The organism is Undibacterium sp. Rencai35W (genome assembly GCF_049340185.1).
Classification (GTDB): domain Bacteria; phylum Pseudomonadota; class Gammaproteobacteria; order Burkholderiales; family Burkholderiaceae_D; genus Undibacterium.
Window position 1 is genome coordinate 79,623 of the sequence record NZ_JBMPPC010000009.1, and the last position, 22,024, is coordinate 101,646.

Here is a 22,024-nt window from a genome sequence, read left to right on the forward strand (position 1 = left end):
ACTCGTGGCAGACGACAAGCTAAGCCTTCTCTACCCGGTTACGGCCATTATGTTTAGCACGATACAGAGCCGAGTCAGCACGACTCATCATTGCTTTCAGATCGTCGCCGTCCTGAATATGGGTGACGCCAAAACTCATGGTAACGTGCAGACCTGCAGCAAGCCGGGTCCAGTCAAATGCCTCAATCGCTTTACGGATACGTTCACAGGCCTCGACCGATTTGGCAGTCCTGTCCAGTACCAGAGCAAATTCCTCGCCCCCGATACGTGCTGCCAGATCGCCGGAGCGCAGGCAAGACTGTATCAAGTGACCGACCTCACGCAATACGTCATCACCGACCAGATGCGAATAACCGTCGTTCACTTTTTTAAAGAAATCGATATCACACATCGCGAATGCGACATTAGTCACGCGACCTGTCAGGCGTTGCAGCATTTTTTCTTCTAGAGCGCGACGATTTGGCAATCCCGTCAGAGTGTCTTCGTGTACCTGAACTCGCAAAGTACGGTTGAAATCCTCGAGCTGATCCACCCGTGTTTTATGGACGCTGGCCTCCTTCTGCGCCCGCTCCAGATCCATTTTTGCAGCAAAAATCTGCGCGCTAATCTGGGCGCGCTGGTCGCGGGATTTCAGGGTAACGCTATGAAATTCTTTATATACTTTCAGAGCAGCATCAAATTCATGACTGGCCTCATAGACCGTCGATAAAATTTTCAGCAGATCCCCCATGAAAGGATAATTGCCAATATGCAAAGCGGATTCGCGTGCTTCCAGCATACATTGGATGGCTTCGGCAATCTGCCCCAGATGTAAGCGCAGAGCACCGATGCGAACTTTGATGTCGAGTTCTTCTTTTGCAAAACCATGTCCGGATGCACGGGCCAGCCCCGTTGCCAGCTCCTCCAGAGCAAGGGCATAAAAACCGCGCTCTTCCAGCGCATGCGCCAGGGTCTCTGTGGCCAATAACTGCGTTCGCAGCAACGAGCCAGACTGCGCGTGTTCAAGTGATTCACGTGCAAGACGTATCGCCTCGTCCAGCATGCCAAACGGCGGCGACGCGTTATCTTCTTTTAAGGTTTCAAAATAAATGACGAGATTGTCTGCCCAATTATTTTTCACTCTTGCCAAACCGTCCTGGTCATCATGGCGCAGACATAATTCAAGCGCCTCTGCATACATCAGGGCACCACGCTCAAACTGCTGGGTATAGGTAAAAATCAACCCCAGCGTAATCAATATCTGGGCAAATTTTTTCGGATTATCGACCTCACGACCGATCGCTAGCGATTTTTCACCATACTGCAATGCGCTGTGGGTATCACCGAAGATGACAAAAGTCCTGGCCAGACCGTGGAATACATCGGCCTTCAATGAAGTACTGTTACTGCGCTCGGCGAACTCCAGTGCAGATTCGAAGTCGCGTACGCCCAGAGGGTCGTTGAGCATGAGGCGGCAATTACCGAGCTTGCAGTAAAGGTCGCCCAGCAATTTGGGATCCGTATGGCGGTCTGCCTGCCGGATCGCTTCCAGTAAGACCACAATGGTCTTGGCAGGCTCACTCTCGATCATGGCATCCGTCTGCTGGCTTAACACAGACAGGGCACTATCGACCTCAGTGGCAGGCAAATCGAATCGATTAGACAAAATGTCACTCCAGTTCGTCAGCGAATAAGGCGTGCTATACAGTACATAGTAAGCCATTCTTGATTGGATTTTGCAGAATTTATATTTTGCCCGCCACACCCGGTCTTACCATCCAGAACGCTACGCGGCCACGTTCAATAAATCCATCATCGCCTGATCGATCTTCATCGCTCTGGCTGGTGGAATCACCAGTGTCGTAATCTGTTTCAAATCAGCATACGGTAAATCACCGAGGCGCAATCTATCTATACGGGTTTGTTCCAGTGGATGAGTCGCCGCCTCGTACAAAATCACCTCATGATCAAGCGGATAGTCTCGTGCCAGCTTATCCACCAACAACTGCAAACGCTGGGTACTGGTATCAAACCGTTTGAGACTCAAATCGCCAGCAATACCCGGTTGCCACAGGATCAACAAGGCGGTTGGATCAAGACAGCGCTCATAGATCATGAATTGCGTGGTCTCCATTGATTGCATTCCCGTTTTGGCCGGATCGATACCAATATCGGCGACCAGACAATCCTCAGCAGAAATACCCGGCTCCATATGGGCACTGAATCCCTCAGCCCGCGCATCCGCGATCGCCATATGCGAGATGCAGGCAAAAATCCCAGGATGTCCGTAGAATGCGGCACACACGTTTTTACCGGCGCGCAGCTCTGCCAGAATTGTGTCAGCCATACGACGATAAGTATCACGACGGTCTTTACCCTCTTCATCACAGTCAGAGTAATAACCCAACAGGCACACATATTCCTTGGCAATTCCCTGCAGCCATTTTCGTGCAAAAATATTCGGTACTGCAGCAACAACAACATCAGAAGTTTCAATGTAACTCTGGGCTATCGGTGTTAATTGCCCAGCCATGCGCATACCTGTACCGACACAGACCAGCGTTCCTTTTTTTGTATTTGGCATTGAGTGCTTTAATGTAAATTATTGAAAAGTCGAAACGCGATTACGTCCATCGGTTTTTGATACGTATAACGCCTTATCAGCAGCCGCCAGCATGTCTTCAAAACTAGTATCAGCATGCGCAGCGCGGGTGGCAACACCAAAACTCGCCGAAATAGGGAACCGGTAGCCGCTAGGATTGGTATCGATCTCCATGATCGCAACACGACAGCGGTCTGCCAGCGCCACCGTTTCCTCTTCGCTAGCGCCTGGGATACAGATCACAAACTCTTCACCACCGAGGCGGCCAAATAAGTCTTTTTTACCCAGTAAAGCTTTAATTTTTTCAGCCACAGTGCGCAACACCCAGTCGCCCACTGCATGGCCAAAACTATCGTTAATGCGTTTAAAAAAGTCCATGTCAAACAAGATCACGCTGACGGCATTATGGGTAGACTGCATCGTATGCGTACCACTTGCTATGAAGTGAGCACGGTTACTGATCTGGGTCAGACCATCAATTTGCGCCGTCTGGCGGAATTGATTCTTTTGTTGCCAGGTACGGATCAGCCATGCGGTCAGGATCAATAAAGTAACGGAGATTAAAGTCACCAGCAAAATCAAATTTTGATTATTACGTTTCTCCAGTTGACGTGCGATCGCCAGGGTTTTATTTTTTTGCTCCAGCAAACTCAGTTGGTTTGCCTTATCCTGGCTATCGTATTTGACGCGCTGATAAGCAAGATTTTTATGTAACTGATCGTCGAGAATTTTATCTTTCAGCGCGAGGCTGGTGTCGTAGTATTCGAGTGCGCTGGAGAATTGACCTTGTGCGCGTTTGATCGCTGCCATTGTCTCGGCAGATCGCTCTAATAATTGAACGACATTTTGTTTTTTTGCAGTCTCAAAAGCTATCGCCCCATATCGCTCAGCTTGAGAGAAATTTTCCGATTTTAAATAAATCTTCGCTACCGCATCGTTCAGATGAATAAGGTAATCAGAACTATCATTTATTTTTTTAAATTCTGATAAAAGCGCTATCGCCACATCCAGATCTTTAGAATATTGAGATGCTTTAATAGAGTCAAGAACTACTAATGCCTTTACGATCAAAACAATAATCTTACGGTCATTAGCTCCACATAAATCCTCTGCCTCCTTTACTAGCGATAAAGCTTCGTCTCTTTTACCGCGTAAAAAATTAATGTCGATACGATCGGCAAGCGCAATACACTTCGGGAAAAAATTATTTTCTTCTGCCTCCAAAGAATACATGCGGTCTGCGTAAACCATGGATTCATCGTAGGCATGTAGCGAATTCAGTAAAGTGATTGCTGTCTGCAAAGTATCTATTTTTGCATTTAACTTTACGAGTTTTGGTAAAAGTAAGATGCTTTTGTTCATTGCATCTAATGCTTGTTCGTACTGGCCAAGATTTGTATAGCCATCGGACAGCTGATAGAGAAATCTAACTTTAACTTCGGGATCTGTGACTTGAGCTATGTAGGATTCTGCCAATAAAACTCGCTCTTTATGCCGACCTCTAAAACCTAAGAATGATGCGCGCAGAATATGGTATCTGTCTTTCTGTTTGCTATCAAAACTCTTTGCTAGGGACTCTAATTGTGTAAGTGCTTCTTCGGCTTTATTTGGTGATATTTTTAGATTTTCTGAAGCTTGCTGCAACAAACTATCAACCGACATAAGATTATCGGAAAAAGATGTCATGGGTAAAAAATATCCCATGACAAATAAAATAGAGATTATTAACCTCACTTTGAATATACGACAATCTTTCTATCGAAAAAATATTTACTCATAAGTAGTTTCGGTTACTTGAATAGAAGGAAGATCATCTTCATTGATACCAATATGCTGGGCCAATTTTGCTTTGTCACCAGATGTAAAAACATTCTGTTCTTCTTCAGACAAACCAAACTGATCCATTGTGCCTTTCGGATCGTTTACGTGCGCTTCACGCGCCGCTGCATCTTTATCCAGAGTATTCAGGTAATCCAATAATTTAGACATAATTACTCGCTTCAGTTGTGGAGGGATGAATTTGTTACAACAGGGAATTTTATAGCCTTTTGATGCAGTCAAGCCAAGTATTTTTGGCAAGTTTTGCTTTGTATCATCTTAAATAGCTATGCTCCTGCCTCTGATACGGTTATTTAGCTCGACAGCAAGGACGAAAAGCATGTCTGATATGACGACAGTATTGCGCTCCGGCCTGACAATCCTGTTGCGCATCTGCCTCATTTTTTGGCAAGCCAGCCTATGCTATTGGCGCGCAGGCTCTGGATATACAGACGATCTGCCGTCTCGGTGACGCCGGATGTTTCTGGATAGACGCCCGCAGGATCTTGCATATCCCTGATGACTTTGCCCGTCTCATCGAAGGCAATGACGTGGCCATAATCCCGCGGCACTTTCCACATCGAACGTGGCAGGCGCAAGGTCAGTGAACGTAACCAAGGCTTGGGCGACATTTTGTCAAAGTCGACGCTGCGTGGCTTGACGATGCCGACCCAGAGTTTTCCGTCTGTACCGCGCATCAGGTTGTCAGGGAAGCCCGGCAAATTATCTAGCAGTACCGACGCTCGTTGCGGATCTGGCTTGTCCTTGAGTTGCAGTTGATCCGCCTGTATCGAGAGCTTCCAGACGCGGTAGCCGGCGGTTTCACTGACGAACAGATGTTGCTCATCCTGGCTCAGGGCGATGCCGTTAGAAAAGCAGAAGCCGTCAGCGATGATGCGGGCGGCTGAAGTGGCGGGATCATATTCCAGCACACGTCCAGTACAAGAATGTTCTAAAAAATCGAGCATGCTGGCGTTCAGTACTCCGCCAAATGCATTGACGCCAAAACGCTGAGTCGCATCGGTGAAGTAAATTTTGCCGTTACGAGCAACAACGACGGCATCCACAAATTGCAACGGGATTTGTTTCACTTGTGTGACCAGTTCGCTGACTTTTTTGTCCTGAGTAATCATAAGTAAGCCGCGTGATGGCATGGCAACGATCATACGGCCCTGTGCATCAAACGCGAAACCCAGTACACGGTCACCCATTGAGATCCATGTCTCCAGCTGTGTGCCATCTGGTTGCATGCGCAAGATCGCGCCGGATGCCACCGCCGCATAAATTTTGCCATCCGGGCCAGGCAGAATATGTTCTGGGCCGAACTCTTTACCGAGAGAGACTACTTGCAAACCGCTGAGATCACGGTTAGTCGCATGAGCACCGGTGTATCCGGCATTAGATGGCGCCTGCCAGGCAAGGGGTTGTATCGGTACTGGTGCAAAGAATAGATAGGCGAATAAAAGAAAGATCACAATAAAGATGCCGATTGCACTACGTATCAATATTTTTTTAAGCATAACTCTCCCCTGATTTGCCACATGGATAGATATAGATTGCTATGATGGCATGTAAGACGCAGGTATTGTCAATAACTCTTGCCGTCTTTTGCTATCACTGGCTCTCAATCGACTTTTTTGTTCTTCAACTATGCGAAAATTTTTCACACTGATATTGACGGCGCTGATCAGTATCCCTGTCATCACAAACGCAGAGTCGCTGACTATCGCCTGGCGGATTAAGCCACCGCATCAGTACATTGAAAATGGTGTTGAGAAAGGGATATTGCTGGATCGTGCCAGGCAGGTGTTTGCCGATGCCAAAATTGTCGTGCGCTTTTCAGAAGAACCCGCCAAGCGGATCTGGAATAATTTTACGATCGGGACGCAGAATTACTGTTCATTTGGCTGGTACAAGATTCCGGAGCGTGAGGCATTGGTACAGTTCAGCAATGTGTTTCATACGGATCCGCCACACACTTTGCTCGTCAGTCAGGTAGCGGCAGCGCAAGTGACCGCGCATAAAACGCTGGGCTCATTGCTATCTGACAGCAGTTTAACCTTAGGTGTTGTGGAGGGCGTGTCCTACGGCGAGGCGATTGATAGCCTGATCAAGACCAGCCAGAATAATCAGGTACGCAGTAGTGCGGCGCCAATGATCATGGCCCGCATGGTCGGCGCAAACCGGGCATCGTTTATGTTTATTGACCGTGAGGACTGGGAATACTTACATGACAAGGAGGACAGCATGCGTGAGACCTTGCAAATTGATCTGAAAGGCATGCCACCGGGCTTGAATCGCTATATTGTATGTAGCAAGGATGTCTCTGCCGAAACCATGCGGAAGATCAATCTGTCGTTGGCGAAGCTTCTGGCTGTGAAGCGCTAGAACCTGCTTAGCTTAGCTTTGTCTGTCTAGTCGGAACTGACGTTTATTGCGCGCGGCTACCATTACTGGCACTGAGTTTAGATTCAAAAGTGCGCAGCCAGGTTAATTGCAAGACCCGCGCATCGCTGCTGGCCCGATGACGCGCCACATGCAGCTCTTCTTGAACCCGGTCTTTGGTCGCATGCCAGAGTGCCTGCTGTTCATCCGAGATAATTTCGCGCAAATCTGCCAATTTGAATCTCGGTACTTTATCGGCGGCATCAAACAAGCGTGCCATCCAGACATAATCCTGCGCCCAGCCATCGGTGTAGACCGTATAGCCACTTAAAAAATAATTGAGCTGATCGGCGACATAACTGGCAGAACGACCGCGTTCGATCAGGATCTCTCGGGGAATATGATGAACTTTCGCCGCATCGGTATCCCAATGATCCCAATCGTCTTCCGGACGAATCAAGGTACACCAACCCTCACCATGCCGGCCAGAGAATCCGACCTCAATAGGATAACTGCCCTTACCAAATCCTGAGGCTTCAAAATCGATAATGATGGGCACGGTCATCATCACTGGCTCCTGTCGGGTGTGGGACCATAGATTAAAAAATATATCCGGCAAAATTGTAATAAAAATCGCCGGATATGTTCAGTTGTTGCTCGGTGGTCGCTTAGTGATCGCTTCATTCGCTCCCTCAATATAAACAGAGCAGGCTCGATTACAGCGTAACACTGCTGATTTGATCTCATTTTGCTCTATTTAAATCTCTTTGCAAGCCATATTCAGAGTTTTAGCTAATTCAACAACATTCAAACGGATTTTCACAAGAACAGCAGCAAGAGGTATGTGGCGAACTGACTGGGCAGACCTGTTGCCCTTTACCGCTACAGAGCGGCGGATTGTCTGGCAAAGACAATCCCTTGCGTCAGCAAACCCGATGTTGCTATCTCTCCGCAAACCGCATGCCATCTGGATTTATACGACGTGATAGGGTCTGGTGAAAAATCCGGGTTCAATGCTCATGGTGAAGCGGTTTTCTGATCTGCACCTCAATCTGTTCTGATTTGTCTTTGCTCGTCGTCGCCGCGGTCGTTGCGCGTTTAGGCTCATCTACAGCGCTAGTGCACTCGTATGCCTGCGATCCTTTTGGCTGTTGATACCAACCCGGATCTTTGTAATCACCGACTGACTGGTTTTTACGTACTTTGAGCACACTGAACATTCCCCCCATACCCAAAGAACCGAATGGCCCTTCCCCGCCCATCATAGGTGCCGTATTGTGCGGCAAGGGCATCTGCATTTGCGCCATGTCGGCCATGCCCTCAGATCCCATCGTCATATAGCCGGGTATCAGATTCGTCATTTTTTCTGCGAGATCAGCATGCGGCACACCGATCATATTCGGTACATCGTGGCCCATCGCGTTCATGGTGTGATGCGATTTGTGGCAATGAAAAGCCCAGTCTCCCTCCTCATCGGCAACAAACTCTATCTGGCGCATCTGTCCAACTGCAATATCCGTTGTCACTTCAGGCCAGCGCGCCGTTTTTGGAATCGCGCCACCGTCAGTACCCGTGACCTGAAATTCGTGTCCATGAATATGGATCGGATGATTCGTCATGCTGAGATTACCAACGCGGATTCGGACCTTGTCATTTTTACGAACGACCAGCGGGTCGATGCCCGGAAAAATCCGGCTATTCCACGTCCAGAGATTAAATTCCGTCATGGTCGTCACCTTCGGTGTGTAACTACCGGGATCGATATCGTAGGCATTCAAGAGAAACACGAAATCTCTATCCACTGCATCAATCAAAGCATGTTTTTCTTTAGGGTGAGTAATCCAGCAGCCCATCATTCCCATCGCCATTTGTACCATTTCATCCGCATGCGGGTGATACATAAAAGTGCCCGGGCGACGGGCGATAAATTCATACACAAAGGTTTTGCCCGGAGGGATCGCGGGCTGCGTTAAGCCGCTGACACCGTCCATGCCGTTTGGCAACCGCTGGCCATGCCAGTGGACGCTGGTGTGTTCCGGTAATTTGTTAGTGACAAAAATCCTGACACGATCACCTTCGACCACTTCAATCGTCGGTCCCGGCGACTGTCCGTTATAGCCCCAGAGATGTGCCGTAAAACCCGGCGTCATTTCGCGTATAACTGGCTCTGCCACCAGGTGAAATTCTTTAACACCTTGATTCATACGCCATGGCAAAGTCCAACCGTTCAGAGTCAACACAGGATTGTATGGTCTGCCATTCTTCGGCATTAAAGGCGGCATCGACTCCGCACTCTGGTGACTGACAGCTTCAGGTAATGCAGCCATCGCTACGCGACTGACAGCAGTAGCGCTGGCAGCGGCAGTAATTGCACTCGCTACTTTAAAAAAATCTCTTCTCGAAGTCATAGTTATTCCTTATCTGCTCGCTAATCACTAATGTGAGACCGGCTTGTCACCGGACTCGCTGCCGATGTTCTGGCCTGTGGTCATAGAATTACCGCTGGATTTCCCTAACTTTGACATCTGCCAATCCGCTTGTGCAAACCAGAAATCTCTCGACGCCTCGATCGAGGCATTGACACTGGCGATCTGCGAACGGGCATCCGCCAATAACTCGAAGACGCTGATCAACATGCCGTTATAACGCAACAGGTTTTCGTCTGAAATACGCTTCTTCAACGGTAAAACTTCATCGCGATAGTGTTTCGCAATGGCATAGCTGGACTGATATTGCTGATATGACTGACGTAACTCCGCACGTGCCGCCAGAGCGATATCCGCAGTGCGATGAATCGCCTGCATATATTGCGCCTCTGCTTTAGCCACTCTGGCAGTGCCCCAATCGAATAAAGGCAGTTCGATACTGATTTCGTAACCTGTCTGATTGCTTTGCTGACTTGTGCTACTTTTAACGGCACCGATTTCTAGTACATTGATAAATCGGGTGAATTTATTTAAACCCAAATTGTGCGCAAGTGCGTCGGTATTGGAAAGCGCCATCTGTACGTCCAGCCTCTGTGATAGTGCCTGCTGCATCTCTGCCGGTGTTTCCAGCACAGCAGGTAGCTCTGGCAAGCGTTCAGGCAACTTTAGGCTTATTCTCGTCATATCGAGGCCCAGTAACCGGTAGAAATTTTCACTGGCGCGGCTATGCGCCAGCGCAGCACGTTGTCTGTTCAATTCGGCGTCGGCATAAAAGCTTTGCTCTCTTGCTTGCTTTAACTGACTAAAATTACCGGCCTTTTGCATGCGCTGTGCCAGCTCGGCACCGGCCTGTGCAGCATCTTTAACCTGCCCGGTATAGCTCAAGGTTTCGGTCGTGGTTAGCAAATTGAAATAAGCTTTTCGCGTCTCTGACGATAGCGAATATATCGCTTGCAGGATTGCCATTCTCGTTGCGTCAAAACGCCGCTGTTCAATTTTTCGTGTCTGCTGCATCGTCAACAGACGTACCAGATTGAAATGAATGCCGCGATCAATTTCAATCTCATCACCACGATGTAATCTTGAGAAACTAAAACCAGGATTTGCCAGACGACCCGCCTGTACCAAGTCAGCTTCGGCAATACCGAGCTCATCAAAACTGGCTTGCAAACCGGGATTGTTCAGCAATGCGACCTGCACTGCCGTTTCTACCGACAACTCCTGCCGTAACAGGGCGTCTGTGTATTGCTGGATTCTGGATTGATCAGCATCGGATTTGTGCCAGACCACTTGTTTATCGAGTTGGGTACGGGCATTTTTTTCTAAAAACTCAAAACCACCATCAGAAGAAAACGTCGCACAACCACTAAGCAATACCGTCGCTAATGAGATAGCGACGGACATTACCAACTTTCGCCTGAAAGCGAACAATGGAAACATGAAAACCTCACATCAAACTGTGTAGAAGGACGCGGAGACTACAAAAATCTCAGCGGATTGTGATCACAATAAACAGTCAGGATAGCCGGGGCGGCGGATGAGGATGGTCGGCAATAAAGCCCGTATATGAAAGAAACGCAGTGGGAAGATAGTTCGCAGGCTGGCGCTCTACGTTCAGCAAGCGCTGCGCTGGCATTAATACCGCAGCGATGCAGCAATCGGCGCAGGTACTGCACTTACCCAGATCCGTATGAGCATGTTGATGCTGTGTTTGGGTAGATCCGGCCTCCACATGATGTTGATGCCCCGACGATGCAATGACACGGCTGGCCTGATTGGCCTGGTGATGGCGGCTATTACACAACAGCATAGACGTCGCGGCGAAGCTCTGAAAAGGAATCGCCAGCATCATCAAGCACACAAGAACTGTTTTGAGTAATTTCGCCATAACCAGATTTTAACGCAAATACCGTCATCGCCGGTCAGTTCCCATGAAGACTCGTTGACATGGCACAAATCTGAATTTTTGTTTATTCATAACGCAGACAATCCACCGGCAATAATCTGGACGCACGTCTTGCTGGGTAAAATCCAAAAAAGATACCGACAAAACTGGCAAAACCGCATGCGACGATCATTGCGCCGACACCAATTTCCACATCGAGTTTGCCGGTCGATGTAATCGCCGCCGCGCCTGCACTCGCAAGCAGAATACCGATTACACCGCCGACTAAACAGATTACGACCGCCTCGGTCAGGAACTGCAATAACACATCGCGTGGCTTGGCACCGATTGCCATGCGGATACCGATTTCACGGGTACGTTCCGTGACCGATACCAGCATGATGTTCATGATGCCGATACCGCCAACAATCAATGAAATCGCGCCGATAGCTCCTAGCATCGCTGCTAAACCTGCACTGATTTTTGCGCCGGTCTCGGCAATTGATGCCAAATTGTCGATACGAAAATCATCGACCTGATCAGCGCGAATGCGATGGCGGTCACGCAGCATATCTTTGATGTCATCTTCCGCATCTTTCATACCTTTATCACTTTTTCCCTGCACCACAACATAGTGCACATTACGTGGAAAAGGACTACGCATCAGTGTTGCCCTCGCTGAAGTAATCGGTACCAGTACCATCTCGCCGAGATCCCCGCCATCAAACATGCGCCCCTCACCTTGCAAGACGCCGACCACCTGAAACGGCACATTATCGATGCGGACAAACTGACCAATCGGGTTGGTTTTATAGAAAAATTGTTCCGCGAGTTTTTTGCCGATAATCACCATACGGGCGGCGCCCCGGATATCGGATTCGCTAAAATAATTTCCCTGATCGACTTTCCAGTTGCGGACTTTGAACATCTCAGGCGTGATACCAAGCACAGCATTATTCGTGTTGTCGTTACCAACCGCAATCTGGAAAAAACCCTGTAAAGCCGGTGCCGCACCGTTCAGGCTTTGCAAATCGTTTAATGCCAGTGCATCTTCTACCGACAACGATGGCGCGGTACCAGTACGCGCCCGTACTCCTTGTGTCCGGTTAGCCCCGGGAGAAATAATCATTAAATTACTACCCAGTACCTCAAGCTCTTTGGCAATGAACTTCTTGGCGCTCTCACCGACCGCCAGCATCATGACAACAGAGGTAATGCCAATAATAATGCCGAGCATGGTCAGCGACGTGCGCAAGCGATTTGCATTCATTGAGCGGAATGCTTCAATAAATACCTGAAGAAAATTCATACCTGTACCCCGCTTAATCCTTGTTGCAGGCTAGCCAGCGCGTGTGCTTCATGGCTTTGCACCAGCTGTTGCAAACCCTCGGCAGACGGGCCGTCGTATAAGACATGACCGTCTTTTAAGCGCACCAGGCGCTTGCTATAGGTCGCGATATCAGGCTCATGGGTGACCAGTAAAATCGTGATACCACGCTCCGCATTTAACTGCTGCAAAGACCGCATGATCTCAACACTAGTCTGGGTATCCAGATTGCCGGTCGGCTCGTCTGCCAGGATCAAAGGCGGATCGCCAACCAGTGCACGGGCAATCGCTACCCGTTGTTGCTGTCCGCCGGATAGCTGATTCGGCAAACGTTTCGCCAAGTCTTTTAATCCCACCCGCTCCAGTTCAACCAATGCTTTTTTATAAGCCTTATCACGCGAAACTCCGGCGTAAATCAGGGGCAAGGCAACATTCTCCGCGACACTCATGCGCTTGATCAGATTAAAACTCTGAAATACAAAACCAATCGTACGGTTGCGTATCGTCGCCAGCTGGCTGCGTGAAAGCGTCAAGGTATCGACGCCATTGAGCAGATACGTGCCGCCGGTCGCCTGATCGAGACAGCCCAGAATATTCATCAGCGTCGATTTACCAGAGCCGGATTGCCCCATGACGGCGAGGAAGTCGCCGCGAGGCACCAGCAGATCGATGCCGTGCAGAACCTGGGTTTCGATACCGCCGGAAAAATAGCTCTTGGTAACCTGATGGATATCAATCAGTGTCTTTGGCATGTCACTGGACGCATTGAGTGCATTGGAGGCAGTCATAGTGCTGCCCATTAGCGAGCGCTGGTGCTGGCATTGTCTAGTGCGCGGATGACGACTTTATCGCCGAGTTTCAGATCGCCGGACAGTACCTCGGTATAACGAAAATTAGACAATCCAATCTTGATATCGACAGGTTTTGCCTTGTTTTTCTCATCCAGAACAAATATTTTAAACGAACGCGTCATCTCGCTTTTACTGCGGAACGCAATATCATCATCGGCTTCGGGATAAGGGACCGCATTGGCACTGGCTGACGCGGATGCATTCTCGGTACCGGATTTTTTTGCTGCCTCTTTTTTCGCTTTTTCTTCTTTGGCGATCTCTTCGTCACTCAATTTAAAGCGCAATGCGGCGGTCGGAATACGTAAGACATTCTGGCGATTGCCGACGACCAGGCGAACCTGAGCCGTCATCCCGGGCTTCAGTAACTCGTCCTTATTATCAACATCGAGCACCACATTGTAGGTGACGACGTTCTGCTGCACGTTGGCCGCAAGACGGAACTGACGCAAGCTGGCTTCAAATTCGCGATCAGGATACGCGTCGACGACAAAGCGTGCAGGCTGACCGTCTTTCAAGGCGCCGACATCGGCCTCAGAGACACTGGTATCGATCTGCATCTTGGTCAGATCACGGGCGATCTGGAACAGATTGGGCGTCTGGAATGACGCAGCAACAGTCTGTCCCATGTCAATCGTCCGTTTAATAATCACGCCGTCGATCGGCGAGCGAATCACGCTGTTGTTGTAATCTGCCTGTACCCGGTCGAGCTGGGCTTTGGCGAGTTTGATATTGGCGTCGGCAACTTCGACTTCGCGCTTGGCCTGATCCAGCACACTGCCAGAAATATAGTTTTGCGTGACCAGCTTCTGATTGCGCTCAAAATTCGCGACTGCCAGGCGTTTCGACGACTCTGCGGATGCCAGACTTGCTTCACTTTGCTTGATCTGTGCATTAAAAATAGTCGGATCGAGTTTCAGCAACACCTGACCTTTTTTGACCCGGTCGTTAAAATCAGCATTCAACTCAACGACCGTGCCGGAGACTTGCGAACCGACGTTGATCAGCGCGACCGGATTTAAAGTGCCGCTAGCGGTCACCGTTTGCGTGATGTTGCCCTTATCAACGATGGCAGTTTTAAACTTAGGCTCGTCTTCCTTGTTTGATTTTTGATTTTTCTGGTAGTAGCTGCCAGCCGCGCCGGCCAAGACCACAATACCAACAGCCCAAGCAACTCGTTTTTTAGTAAAGAATGTCATCGCAAGATCAATCAAAAAGGTAAAAAATCAGTGGAAAATCGGAACTCAGGTATAGCCGGAAGAATACTGTTTGACCAATTATTGACTATTTCGTTCAATCCGCATCAACCATGCAAAGCCCAATAACAATAGCACCGCAACAAGCGGTATCAGCCCTATCCAGCCATACTGCATGCTGAAATAAACAGTCGCAGCCCATGACATCGCACTGAAGGCTTCAAGCACACTTGCCAACCAGTTCCCTTGTCCGCGTTTATTGAATTGTGCTCTGGAGCCAGGCTTGGCCAGCCATAAATTCAGCATGGCGATATTTGTCATTGCAGCGAACGCAGCGATTGTTAACATCAGTCCGTTCAGTGGCGCCTGCACTCCAAGCCAGAGTAAAAATGGCGCAATCAGTATCAGCAAAGGAATCACTGCCGCGGTGACCTTGGCGTTGCGGATAGTCCGCTGACTGCCGGGTGCAGACATAAGCAAATCCGGTGCGTCCTCCGCAGAGACCATGACCCAGATCAACGATCCTGCTAACGATGCGCCGATAAAAATCACCATCGCCGCAGTAGCGGGCAAGACTGTACCGTTTTTGTACGCGATAAAAAACATCGGCATCAGGTACAGTAATTGCAGCAAGACTTGAGAAATCAACTGCGGATCGCGCAGGATCATGCGCCATTCTTTTACAACGACGGTGCGCCATAATCCTGACTTGAACTGATGCTGAGCGCCTTTGCGCTTGCCGCCATTACGTGCGTGTGCCGTGACCGATGCCGCACTGACGCCGCCTGCCTGCTGTACACCTCGTACAAAAAAATCATGTGTCAAGTATGTCGTCAGCTTGAAACAAGCAAAGCCGAAGCCCGCCATGACCAGCACAGCCCAAGGTGAACCGAACAAAGCATGTGCAGGTAACCAGACCACGCTCTGCTCACTCAGCAAGCGACCAGGTTCCAGTAGTGGCTGAATCTGAGCAAAAACTTTTTGACGCCAGGCGATATCCAGATGATTCATCAACTGGATGATCAGAAAAATTGACGCACCAGTCGCCGCCCCCAGCAACTGCGCCGCAACCAGCGTGCGGCGCACGCCTAGCCATCGCACCAGGCTTAAGGTCAGCATCATGGATAAGGATGAGGCGATCAAAGCCATACTCACGATGACCGGATAAACGCCCAGATAGCGTGGCTGTCCCAGAATCAAGCCCACATGGGCAATCGGTGTCAAAATCAGTAAAAACAACATCGCCACACCAATCACAATGCCAGTCAGCCTGACCGTGAAAATCGTCTCCGATGCCAGCGGCGAAGACAAGAGCAAGTCCAGATCGCCGCGCTCAAACAAGGCCCGTACGCTACGGTTCAGACCAAAGGAAAGCATGAAGGTAAATATCACAAACAGTGCGGCACCCGCCCCCATCATGATCATCGCAGGCGGTTCGGTGCTGAGTACCGGCATTTTGCGCATCACCAGCCAGACGACGGTATGCACCAGCAAAAACATCGCAATGATGAGGAGTTTGCTCATCAGTGACATACCGCGTTTGCGCCTTTTGCCAGACTTGCTCTCCCCCATATCATAAAAAAACAAACGTATTTCATGCGCCAGCAGCCAGGCGGCGCTTCCCTCTTTCAATTGGAGCAGGCCCGCCATTATGTCGGCTCCGTGAGTTGCAGGAAAACGTCCTCCAGTGTCGTCGCACCGTGACTGGTCTGGCTACGCAGCTCGTCGAGAGTACCCTCGGCGATTAATTTGCCGTTTTGAATAATCCCTATTCGCTCGGCCAGACGCTCTGCCACGTCGAGAATATGCGTGGTCAGGATGACCGTGCCACCGGCCTGCACATGCCGCAGCAATAAATCCTTGACCTGGCGCGCAGCGGCAGCGTCCAGTCCGGTCAATGGCTCATCGAGGATAATCAGTTCCGGCGAATGAATCAGCGCACCGGCCAGTGCGAGTTTTTGTTTCATGCCACGCGAGAACCCTTCGGTCAGTTCATCCGCATGTTTGCTGAGATCAAGCCAGTCGAGTAATTCCTGCGCTTTGGTTTGTGCAATTTGCGCAGGCATTCCCCACAAACCCGCGACGAACTCCAGATATTCAAATGGCTTGAGCTTGTTGTACAGCATGGGATCGTCAGGCAAGTAGGCGAGCTTTTGCTTGGCCACATGGGGCTCACTGGCGAGATCGGTACCCAGTATCCGGATGCTGCCCGAGTCCGGTGCCAGCAGACCCGCCACCATGCGCAAAGTCGTCGTCTTACCCGCGCCATTCGGCCCCAGCAAGGCATACAGCTCGCCGCGCCGGACTTGCAGATTCAGTTGATCGACCGCAGGACGGCCAAATTGCTTGCTCAGTCCGCTGAGTTCTAGCGCCGGAGTGGTCGGTGTCAAGTTCATTTTTATTTGCTTTTTTGGAAATAATGAATCTATTATATTTTCCAAAAGGGAATTTTTTGTTGTCTGTCGGTTTTATTTTTCATCGGCTCGGATTTTCGATTGGAAAATCCGGATCAAGGTATTCGCCTTGCGTTCTTGATGTGACTCTACTAGCATGGGCGGGTCTCTTTACTCACCCGACCTCGCCATGGCCGCTTTACCAGAACTGCAGGAACTGGAACGTATATTGGAATTAGGTCGCGGCCATCTGGAAGCAGAAGTGGTCTGCGAAGTCAGTGCGGCTCATCAACGTTTTCCGGTCTATCAGATCTGCCTGGGCAATCCTGATCCCGCGTTGCCGGCGATCGGTTTTTTTGGTGGCATTCATGGTCTTGAGAGAATCGGCACGCAAGTCCTGCTGAGTTTTTTGCGTGGATTATTGACACGGCTGACGTGGGATAAAAGCCTGCATCACCTGTTGCAAGATGTGCGGCTGGTATTTATGCCGCTGATTAATCCCGGCGGCATGTGGCAGTCTACCCGCTGCAATCCGCAAGGTGTCGACCTGATGCGCAATGCACCGGTCAATGCCGAAGGTAAGGTTCCCTTTTTGGTGGGCGGTCATCGGATCAGCCGGCATCTCCCCTGGTATCGCGGTGCCGCCGATGCCGGAATGGAAGTCGAAAATCAGGCGCTATGTCAGGTTGTACAAAAAGAGTTGCTGGGCCGCTCGTTCAGCATGGCGATTGATTGTCATTCGGGTTTTGGGCTGCGTGACCGGATCTGGTTTCCGCATGCACATGATGTTCATCCGATTCCGCATCTGGCGGATATTTTGTCGCTGGAAGAATTATTTCAGCAAACACATCCGAATCATCACTACCTATTTGAACCGCAAAGCCTGCAATATCAGACGCATGGTGATGTCTGGGATTATCTGTATCTGCAATCACAGCAGCATCATGGCAATACTTTTTTACCACTCACACTGGAGATGGGATCGTGGTTGTGGGTGAAAAAGAATCCACGTCAATTATTCTCACGTCACGGTATGTTCAATCCGATTGCGGAACATCGCTTGCAACGGGTATTGCGCCGTCATAATTCCTGGCTGGATTTCTTAATGCGCGCGACCTGCGGGCATCAGCAGTGGCTGGCACAGGGGCCAAGCCGTCTGCGCCTGCAAGAACGTGCCGTCGCCCGCTGGTATCGGCCATGACCTGGGTACTGCTGCGCGGGCTGATGCGTGAATCGCGTCACTGGGGTGAATTTGCAACGCAATTCCAAGCTGCGCATCCGGACGAGGATATCGTCACCTTAGACTTTCCGGGGAACGGTGTGCTGTACCGGGAAACAAGCGCCAGCAGTGTGCAAGAAATGGCAGAATTCTGCCGTCATGAGCTGAAAAAACGGGACTACGCGCCACCCTATCAGCTCTTATCCGTATCACTGGGGGCCATGGTCGCCGTCGCATGGGCAGATGCCCATCCCGAAGAGCTCAGCCGGGTCGTGCTGATCAACACCAGCCTCGCTCCGCACAATCCGTTTTATCACCGTTTAAGACCCAAGAATTATCCAGCACTACTCTTCATCATGTTATTTGGTAGTGTGGCAAAACGCGAGCAGCTGATCTTGTGCGTTACCAGTACAACCAGCAAACAGAGCACTACCGTAGCAGAGCCGATTTTAAAACAGTGGCAGGCATATGCAGAGAGCGCGCCGATTTCAGTCGGTAATATCTGGCGCCAATTACGGGCCGCATTGTGTTACCGCGCCCCTGCACAAAAACCCTCAGTAGCACTACTCATGCTGGCGGGTGAACAAGATGATCTGGTCAATCCTCAATGCTCGATCCATCTGGCAAAAAAATGGCAATGCGAACTACGCCTGCATCCGGCAGCCGGACACGATTTGCCGCTGGATGACGCTACCTGGGTGATACAGCAAGTAGATGCTGACCGCATCGCTTAAGGAACCATTTAAGATCATCAGGGAAATACCGGCATATGCGGTTCAACACCGCCAAAGCGCACTTCCGGATGACGCTTCGCAATCAGATCCTCGACCTGGGCAACCCGGTGATAAGGTACATCAACCATCAAAAGCACCTGGCCACGTTCAATATCCTCACTGAATTGTTTCAGGCGGGAATTCGGAATCGCCGCAGCCGCCATCCCCGATGCCCAAGAACCAAAAACTGCGCCGCCGAGTATCGACACCAGCAGAGAAATCGTACGCAACTCTATGCCCTCGGGAGGAAAAATCAGGATCATGCTGCCAGCCAGCAAACCCGAAAATGCGCCAATCAGCATCCCGACTTCTGCACCGTGGATTAGATCTGTTTTCTGAAAAAAATTCGCCTCCGGCATATCACGCGGCAAGCTGCCTTCTTTGGCATGAAAATGTAAACTACGTTCGTCGATACGCGCCAGCAACAACTCATCCAGCATCGCCCTGGCACTCGGCACATCGGGGAGCATGAAATACAGTCGGCGTTTCATAATGGCCTCCATTTTTTGGAAAAAAAGTATCCCGGAGGTTTTGCGTTGTACGCCGGTATTGGCAGGAGAGTCACGGCAAGTTTGTCAACAACGGTGGTCAGAAGCAAAGTACATCGATGCAAAGCCTCTTATCTCGTTATAGCAAATTCTGGCTAAATTTCTGGTAAATTTTGAGAAAAACGCAAAAAAAATGAGCTCCGGATTTTCTTTAAGAAAAGCATGCTGATCTGCAATAGAAAAACTCTTTTTTGATGTCAAACACTGGTCATTGATTCAAGCTACTATCCAACAGGTAAAGTACAGGAATCTTGCTTCGTCGCCAGCTTGTGATCCGGTTTGCTGCCTGCTTCGTTGCCCGCTCTACTGGCGACTGAACATTCCAAGTGCGCCTCACATAGTGGTCTTACTGATGGTTTATAAAAGGTGGTGTATGTCTGATATCGTTCACGAAAATAAGGCAATCCAGCAAGAACTTGCCGCAGGGCTGCTGGCCGACAGGGCACATACTTCCCCCAAATATTTTTATGATGCCGTCGGTTCAGTCCTGTTCGAAGCAATTTGTGTGTTACCGGAGTATTACCCGACACGTACCGAAGCCAGCATCATGTCAGAGCACTTGGGTGACATCGCACATACGATTGGGCCTGGCGGCACGCTCATCGATCTGGGAGCGGGTAACTGCGCCAAAGCAGCACGACTGTTTCCGCAACTCCATCCGGATCAGTATGTGCCGATTGATATTTCAGTGGATCATTTACGTGATGCCGTACGGCGCTTACAGCAACGCTTCCCGCATATAGAGATGACCGCTCTAGGCATCGATTTTTCGCAAGAATGGCGTTTGCCTGGCGAAGTGCGTAGCGACCGTCGTCTGTTCTTTTATCCTGGCTCGTCCATCGGTAACTTTGAACCGGAAATGGCACTCGCCTTCCTCAAGCAACTACGCGCCTTATGTGGTGAAGACGGCGGCATTCTGATCGGGATAGATCTGATCAAAGATCATGCTGTATTGCATGCCGCCTATGATGACGGGCTGGGCGTGACCGCCGCATTTAACCTGAATGTATTACGACACATCAATCAGCAACTAGGTACCGATTTTGATGTTCAACAATGGCAGCACCGGGCCTTCTTCAACGCGGAACTATCGCGGATAGAAATGCATCTGGAAGCGCGGCAAGATCTGACTATCCACTGGCCTGGTGAACACCGGCACTTCATCCGTGGTGAGCGTATTCACACCGAAAATAGCTACAAATATAGTCTGGAGTCCTTCATGAGTTTGCTTCATACAGCAGGGTTTGGCCAGTCCCGCCACTGGACCGATGCTGCAGAATGGTTCGCCGTGGTCTATGCTAAAGCGCTCTGACTTGAACGATCTTACTATGCCATCACACCGCTTACCACATCAGCTGTTACAGCGCTGGATGCAAGTCAGAGAGCGTTCGCTGCGCATTGCGGCCTGCTTGTCGGCTGAAGATGCGGGTGCACAATCGATGCCAGACGCCAGTCCGCTGAAATGGCATCTAGCGCATACCACCTGGTTTTACGAGACCTTTATCCTGGCTGAATTTGAATCCGGCTTTCAGGCTTTTCACCCGGCGTTCCGACTGCTGTTTAACTCCTATTACAACGGCATAGGAGAAAAACATCCGCGACCGCAGCGAGGTTTACTGACACGCCCCAGCCTCGACGAGGTACTAGGATATCGGCAGGACGTTGACCGGCGTATGCAGCAGTTATTTAGTCCGCCCTCCAGTGAATCCTTAAATACAACCCTGACTGCGACGAGCATCTCCGCTAGCCTGGACGAGTTAATTGAGCTGGGCATACAGCATGAACAGCAGCATCAGGAATTGATGCTGACTGACATCAAGCATCTCCTGTCCTGCAATCCTATGGCTCCGGCAATGCTGGCAAGTATCGCCGCGGGCAAAAATGACGCCATAACAGATCATTGCACCGACACCGTTCAGACACAGCAATGGCACACATTCGCAGCGGAGCTTGTGACAATCGGTCATGCTGGCGATGGTTTTTGCTTCGATAATGAAGTGCCCAGGCACCGGCAATTCGTGGAAGCATTTCAACTGGCGCCAACGCTCGTCAGCAACGGCGACTATCTGGCGTTTATCGACGATGGCGGCTACCAGAATCCTGTGCACTGGCTCGCCGAAGGCTGGGACTGGATACAGCAGCACCATATCCGGCATCCGCTGTATTGGCGACACGGATCGGACTGGCAAGAATATAGTTTATACGGCTTACGCGAACTGCCGCTGCAGCAAGCCGTATGTCACTTATCGTATTTTGAGGCATCCGCGTATGCAAGCTGGGCAGGTGCGCGGCTCCCGACCGAAGCCGAATGGGAATACGCTGCACAGCAAGAAAAACAGCATAGCCAGGAAGCCAGCGATAACGCCATATCTCAACTATTCGATTGTTGCTGGCAATGGACCAGTAGCAGCTACGCGCCCTACCCCGGCTACGCAACAGCAGCGGGGGCCATCGGTGAATACAATGGCAAATTCATGGCGAACCAATATGTATTGCGCGGCTCCTCGTGCTTTACACCGAAAGATCATTCACGCATCAGCTATCGTAATTTTTTCCCCTCCACCGCCCGGTGGCAAAGAACTGGCATCCGCCTCGCCCGCAGCGTAGCGGCTGCCCTATGACCTC

General features: G+C 50.1%; 20 protein-coding genes. 5 read left to right on the forward strand and 15 right to left on the reverse strand.

Annotation, left to right across the window (positions count from 1 at the left end; all coding sequences use genetic code 11):
- Positions 1-19: 19 nt before the first annotated feature.
- The 5 genes from ACO0K3_RS17670 to ACO0K3_RS17690 all read right to left on the reverse strand — a co-directional run bounded on the left by ACO0K3_RS17670 (position 20) and on the right by ACO0K3_RS17690 (position 5,919).
- Positions 20-1,645, reverse strand: coding sequence for a diguanylate cyclase domain-containing protein (locus tag ACO0K3_RS17670; protein WP_422986875.1), 1,626 nt, complete (start codon positions 1,643-1,645; stop codon positions 20-22).
- 120 nt (positions 1,646-1,765) lie between these two features.
- Complete coding sequence (locus ACO0K3_RS17675) at positions 1,766-2,563, reverse strand: SAM-dependent methyltransferase (RefSeq protein ID WP_422986877.1); 798 nt, start codon at positions 2,561-2,563, stop codon at positions 1,766-1,768.
- Between the two features lie 18 nt (positions 2,564-2,581).
- Entirely contained in the window at positions 2,582-4,267 is a 1,686-nt protein-coding gene (locus ACO0K3_RS17680) for a diguanylate cyclase (RefSeq protein ID WP_422986879.1), read from the reverse strand.
- An 84-nt stretch (positions 4,268-4,351) separates the two neighbouring features.
- Positions 4,352-4,570 (reverse strand): hypothetical protein, encoded by a 219-nt coding sequence (locus ACO0K3_RS17685; RefSeq protein ID WP_422986881.1) that lies wholly within the window; start codon positions 4,568-4,570, stop codon positions 4,352-4,354.
- A 227-nt stretch (positions 4,571-4,797) separates the two neighbouring features.
- Positions 4,798-5,919, reverse strand: a complete 1,122-nt coding sequence (locus ACO0K3_RS17690; RefSeq protein WP_422986883.1) for an SMP-30/gluconolactonase/LRE family protein — start codon at positions 5,917-5,919, stop codon at positions 4,798-4,800.
- 130 nt (positions 5,920-6,049) lie between these two features.
- On the opposite strand from ACO0K3_RS17690, the gene ACO0K3_RS17695 reads away from it, so the two are divergent.
- Positions 6,050-6,787 (forward strand): hypothetical protein, encoded by a 738-nt coding sequence (locus ACO0K3_RS17695; RefSeq protein WP_422986885.1) that lies wholly within the window; start codon positions 6,050-6,052, stop codon positions 6,785-6,787.
- 43 nt (positions 6,788-6,830) lie between these two features.
- On the opposite strand, the gene ACO0K3_RS17700 is transcribed toward ACO0K3_RS17695, so the two are convergent.
- The 9 genes from ACO0K3_RS17700 to ACO0K3_RS17740 form a co-directional block, all read right to left on the reverse strand.
- The gene (locus tag ACO0K3_RS17700; RefSeq protein ID WP_422986886.1) at positions 6,831-7,352 is read right to left on the reverse strand and encodes a hypothetical protein; all 522 of its coding nucleotides are present in this window, start codon (positions 7,350-7,352) and stop codon (positions 6,831-6,833) included.
- Positions 7,353-7,794: 442 nt separating this feature from the next.
- Positions 7,795-9,192 (reverse strand): multicopper oxidase family protein, encoded by a 1,398-nt coding sequence (locus ACO0K3_RS17705; RefSeq protein WP_422986888.1) that lies wholly within the window; start codon positions 9,190-9,192, stop codon positions 7,795-7,797.
- Between the two features lie 27 nt (positions 9,193-9,219).
- Positions 9,220-10,614 (reverse strand): TolC family protein, encoded by a 1,395-nt coding sequence (locus ACO0K3_RS17710; protein ID WP_422986890.1) that lies wholly within the window; start codon positions 10,612-10,614, stop codon positions 9,220-9,222.
- Positions 10,615-10,726: 112 nt separating this feature from the next.
- The gene (locus ACO0K3_RS17715; RefSeq protein WP_422986892.1) at positions 10,727-11,098 is read right to left on the reverse strand and encodes a hypothetical protein; all 372 of its coding nucleotides are present in this window, start codon (positions 11,096-11,098) and stop codon (positions 10,727-10,729) included.
- Positions 11,099-11,180: 82 nt separating this feature from the next.
- On the reverse strand, positions 11,181-12,404 hold the full coding sequence (locus ACO0K3_RS17720; protein WP_422986894.1) for an ABC transporter permease: 1,224 nt from the start codon (positions 12,402-12,404) through the stop codon (positions 11,181-11,183).
- Entirely contained in the window at positions 12,401-13,210 is an 810-nt protein-coding gene (locus ACO0K3_RS17725) for an ABC transporter ATP-binding protein (protein ID WP_422986896.1), read from the reverse strand. The genes ACO0K3_RS17720 and ACO0K3_RS17725 overlap by 4 nt, the downstream gene beginning before the upstream one ends.
- Before the next feature lie 11 nt (positions 13,211-13,221).
- On the reverse strand, positions 13,222-14,469 hold the full coding sequence (locus tag ACO0K3_RS17730) for an efflux RND transporter periplasmic adaptor subunit (protein ID WP_422986898.1): 1,248 nt from the start codon (positions 14,467-14,469) through the stop codon (positions 13,222-13,224).
- 78 nt (positions 14,470-14,547) lie between these two features.
- A complete protein-coding gene (locus tag ACO0K3_RS17735) occupies positions 14,548-16,116 on the reverse strand; it encodes a putative ABC transporter permease subunit (protein WP_422986900.1) in 1,569 nt (522 codons plus the stop codon).
- Complete coding sequence (locus ACO0K3_RS17740) at positions 16,116-16,862, reverse strand: ABC transporter ATP-binding protein (RefSeq protein ID WP_422986902.1); 747 nt, start codon at positions 16,860-16,862, stop codon at positions 16,116-16,118. Before ACO0K3_RS17740 ends, ACO0K3_RS17735 begins: the two co-directional genes overlap by 1 nt.
- A 187-nt stretch (positions 16,863-17,049) precedes the next feature.
- On the opposite strand from ACO0K3_RS17740, the gene ACO0K3_RS17745 reads away from it, so the two are divergent.
- Complete coding sequence (locus ACO0K3_RS17745; protein WP_422986904.1) at positions 17,050-18,060, forward strand: M14 family zinc carboxypeptidase; 1,011 nt, start codon at positions 17,050-17,052, stop codon at positions 18,058-18,060.
- The gene (locus tag ACO0K3_RS17750; RefSeq protein WP_422986906.1) at positions 18,057-18,812 is read left to right on the forward strand and encodes an alpha/beta fold hydrolase; all 756 of its coding nucleotides are present in this window, start codon (positions 18,057-18,059) and stop codon (positions 18,810-18,812) included. Before ACO0K3_RS17745 ends, ACO0K3_RS17750 begins: the two co-directional genes overlap by 4 nt.
- A gap of 17 nt (positions 18,813-18,829) precedes the next feature.
- Here the strand turns inward: ACO0K3_RS17750 and ACO0K3_RS17755 are convergent, their stop codons facing one another.
- Positions 18,830-19,342 (reverse strand): DUF1269 domain-containing protein, encoded by a 513-nt coding sequence (locus ACO0K3_RS17755; protein WP_422986907.1) that lies wholly within the window; start codon positions 19,340-19,342, stop codon positions 18,830-18,832.
- 430 nt (positions 19,343-19,772) lie between these two features.
- Between ACO0K3_RS17755 and egtD the strand changes: the two genes are divergently transcribed.
- On the forward strand, positions 19,773-20,711 hold the full coding sequence (gene egtD / locus ACO0K3_RS17760; protein ID WP_422986909.1) for an L-histidine N(alpha)-methyltransferase: 939 nt from the start codon (positions 19,773-19,775) through the stop codon (positions 20,709-20,711).
- 16 nt (positions 20,712-20,727) lie between these two features.
- Positions 20,728-22,020, forward strand: coding sequence for an ergothioneine biosynthesis protein EgtB (gene egtB / locus ACO0K3_RS17765; protein WP_422986911.1), 1,293 nt, complete (start codon positions 20,728-20,730; stop codon positions 22,018-22,020).
- Positions 22,021-22,024 lie beyond the last annotated feature (4 nt).

What these genes read in the sequence shown, in the direction of transcription:
- ACO0K3_RS17675 (WP_422986877.1), bottom strand. Translation starts at nt 2,563, where the DNA reads ATGCCAAATACAAAAAAAGGAACGCTGGTCTGTGTCGGTACAGGTATG.
- ACO0K3_RS17680 (WP_422986879.1), bottom strand. Translation starts at nt 4,267, where the DNA reads ATGACATCTTTTTCCGATAATCTTATGTCGGTTGATAGTTTGTTGCAG.
- ACO0K3_RS17685 (WP_422986881.1), bottom strand. Translation starts at nt 4,570, where the DNA reads ATGTCTAAATTATTGGATTACCTGAATACTCTGGATAAAGATGCAGCG.
- ACO0K3_RS17690 (WP_422986883.1), bottom strand. Translation starts at nt 5,919, where the DNA reads ATGCTTAAAAAAATATTGATACGTAGTGCAATCGGCATCTTTATTGTG.
- ACO0K3_RS17695 (WP_422986885.1), top strand. Translation starts at nt 6,050, where the DNA reads ATGCGAAAATTTTTCACACTGATATTGACGGCGCTGATCAGTATCCCT.
- ACO0K3_RS17700 (WP_422986886.1), bottom strand. Translation starts at nt 7,352, where the DNA reads ATGATGACCGTGCCCATCATTATCGATTTTGAAGCCTCAGGATTTGGT.
- ACO0K3_RS17705 (WP_422986888.1), bottom strand. Translation starts at nt 9,192, where the DNA reads ATGACTTCGAGAAGAGATTTTTTTAAAGTAGCGAGTGCAATTACTGCC.
- ACO0K3_RS17710 (WP_422986890.1), bottom strand. Translation starts at nt 10,614, where the DNA reads ATGTCCGTCGCTATCTCATTAGCGACGGTATTGCTTAGTGGTTGTGCG.
- ACO0K3_RS17715 (WP_422986892.1), bottom strand. Translation starts at nt 11,098, where the DNA reads ATGGCGAAATTACTCAAAACAGTTCTTGTGTGCTTGATGATGCTGGCG.
- ACO0K3_RS17720 (WP_422986894.1), bottom strand. Translation starts at nt 12,404, where the DNA reads ATGAATTTTCTTCAGGTATTTATTGAAGCATTCCGCTCAATGAATGCA.
- ACO0K3_RS17725 (WP_422986896.1), bottom strand. Translation starts at nt 13,210, where the DNA reads ATGACTGCCTCCAATGCACTCAATGCGTCCAGTGACATGCCAAAGACA.
- ACO0K3_RS17730 (WP_422986898.1), bottom strand. Translation starts at nt 14,469, where the DNA reads ATGACATTCTTTACTAAAAAACGAGTTGCTTGGGCTGTTGGTATTGTG.
- ACO0K3_RS17735 (WP_422986900.1), bottom strand. Translation starts at nt 16,116, where the DNA reads ATGGCGGGCCTGCTCCAATTGAAAGAGGGAAGCGCCGCCTGGCTGCTG.
- ACO0K3_RS17740 (WP_422986902.1), bottom strand. Translation starts at nt 16,862, where the DNA reads ATGAACTTGACACCGACCACTCCGGCGCTAGAACTCAGCGGACTGAGC.
- ACO0K3_RS17745 (WP_422986904.1), top strand. Translation starts at nt 17,050, where the DNA reads ATGGCCGCTTTACCAGAACTGCAGGAACTGGAACGTATATTGGAATTA.
- ACO0K3_RS17750 (WP_422986906.1), top strand. Translation starts at nt 18,057, where the DNA reads ATGACCTGGGTACTGCTGCGCGGGCTGATGCGTGAATCGCGTCACTGG.
- ACO0K3_RS17755 (WP_422986907.1), bottom strand. Translation starts at nt 19,342, where the DNA reads ATGAAACGCCGACTGTATTTCATGCTCCCCGATGTGCCGAGTGCCAGG.
- egtD (WP_422986909.1), top strand. Translation starts at nt 19,773, where the DNA reads ATGTCTGATATCGTTCACGAAAATAAGGCAATCCAGCAAGAACTTGCC.
- egtB (WP_422986911.1), top strand. Translation starts at nt 20,728, where the DNA reads ATGCCATCACACCGCTTACCACATCAGCTGTTACAGCGCTGGATGCAA.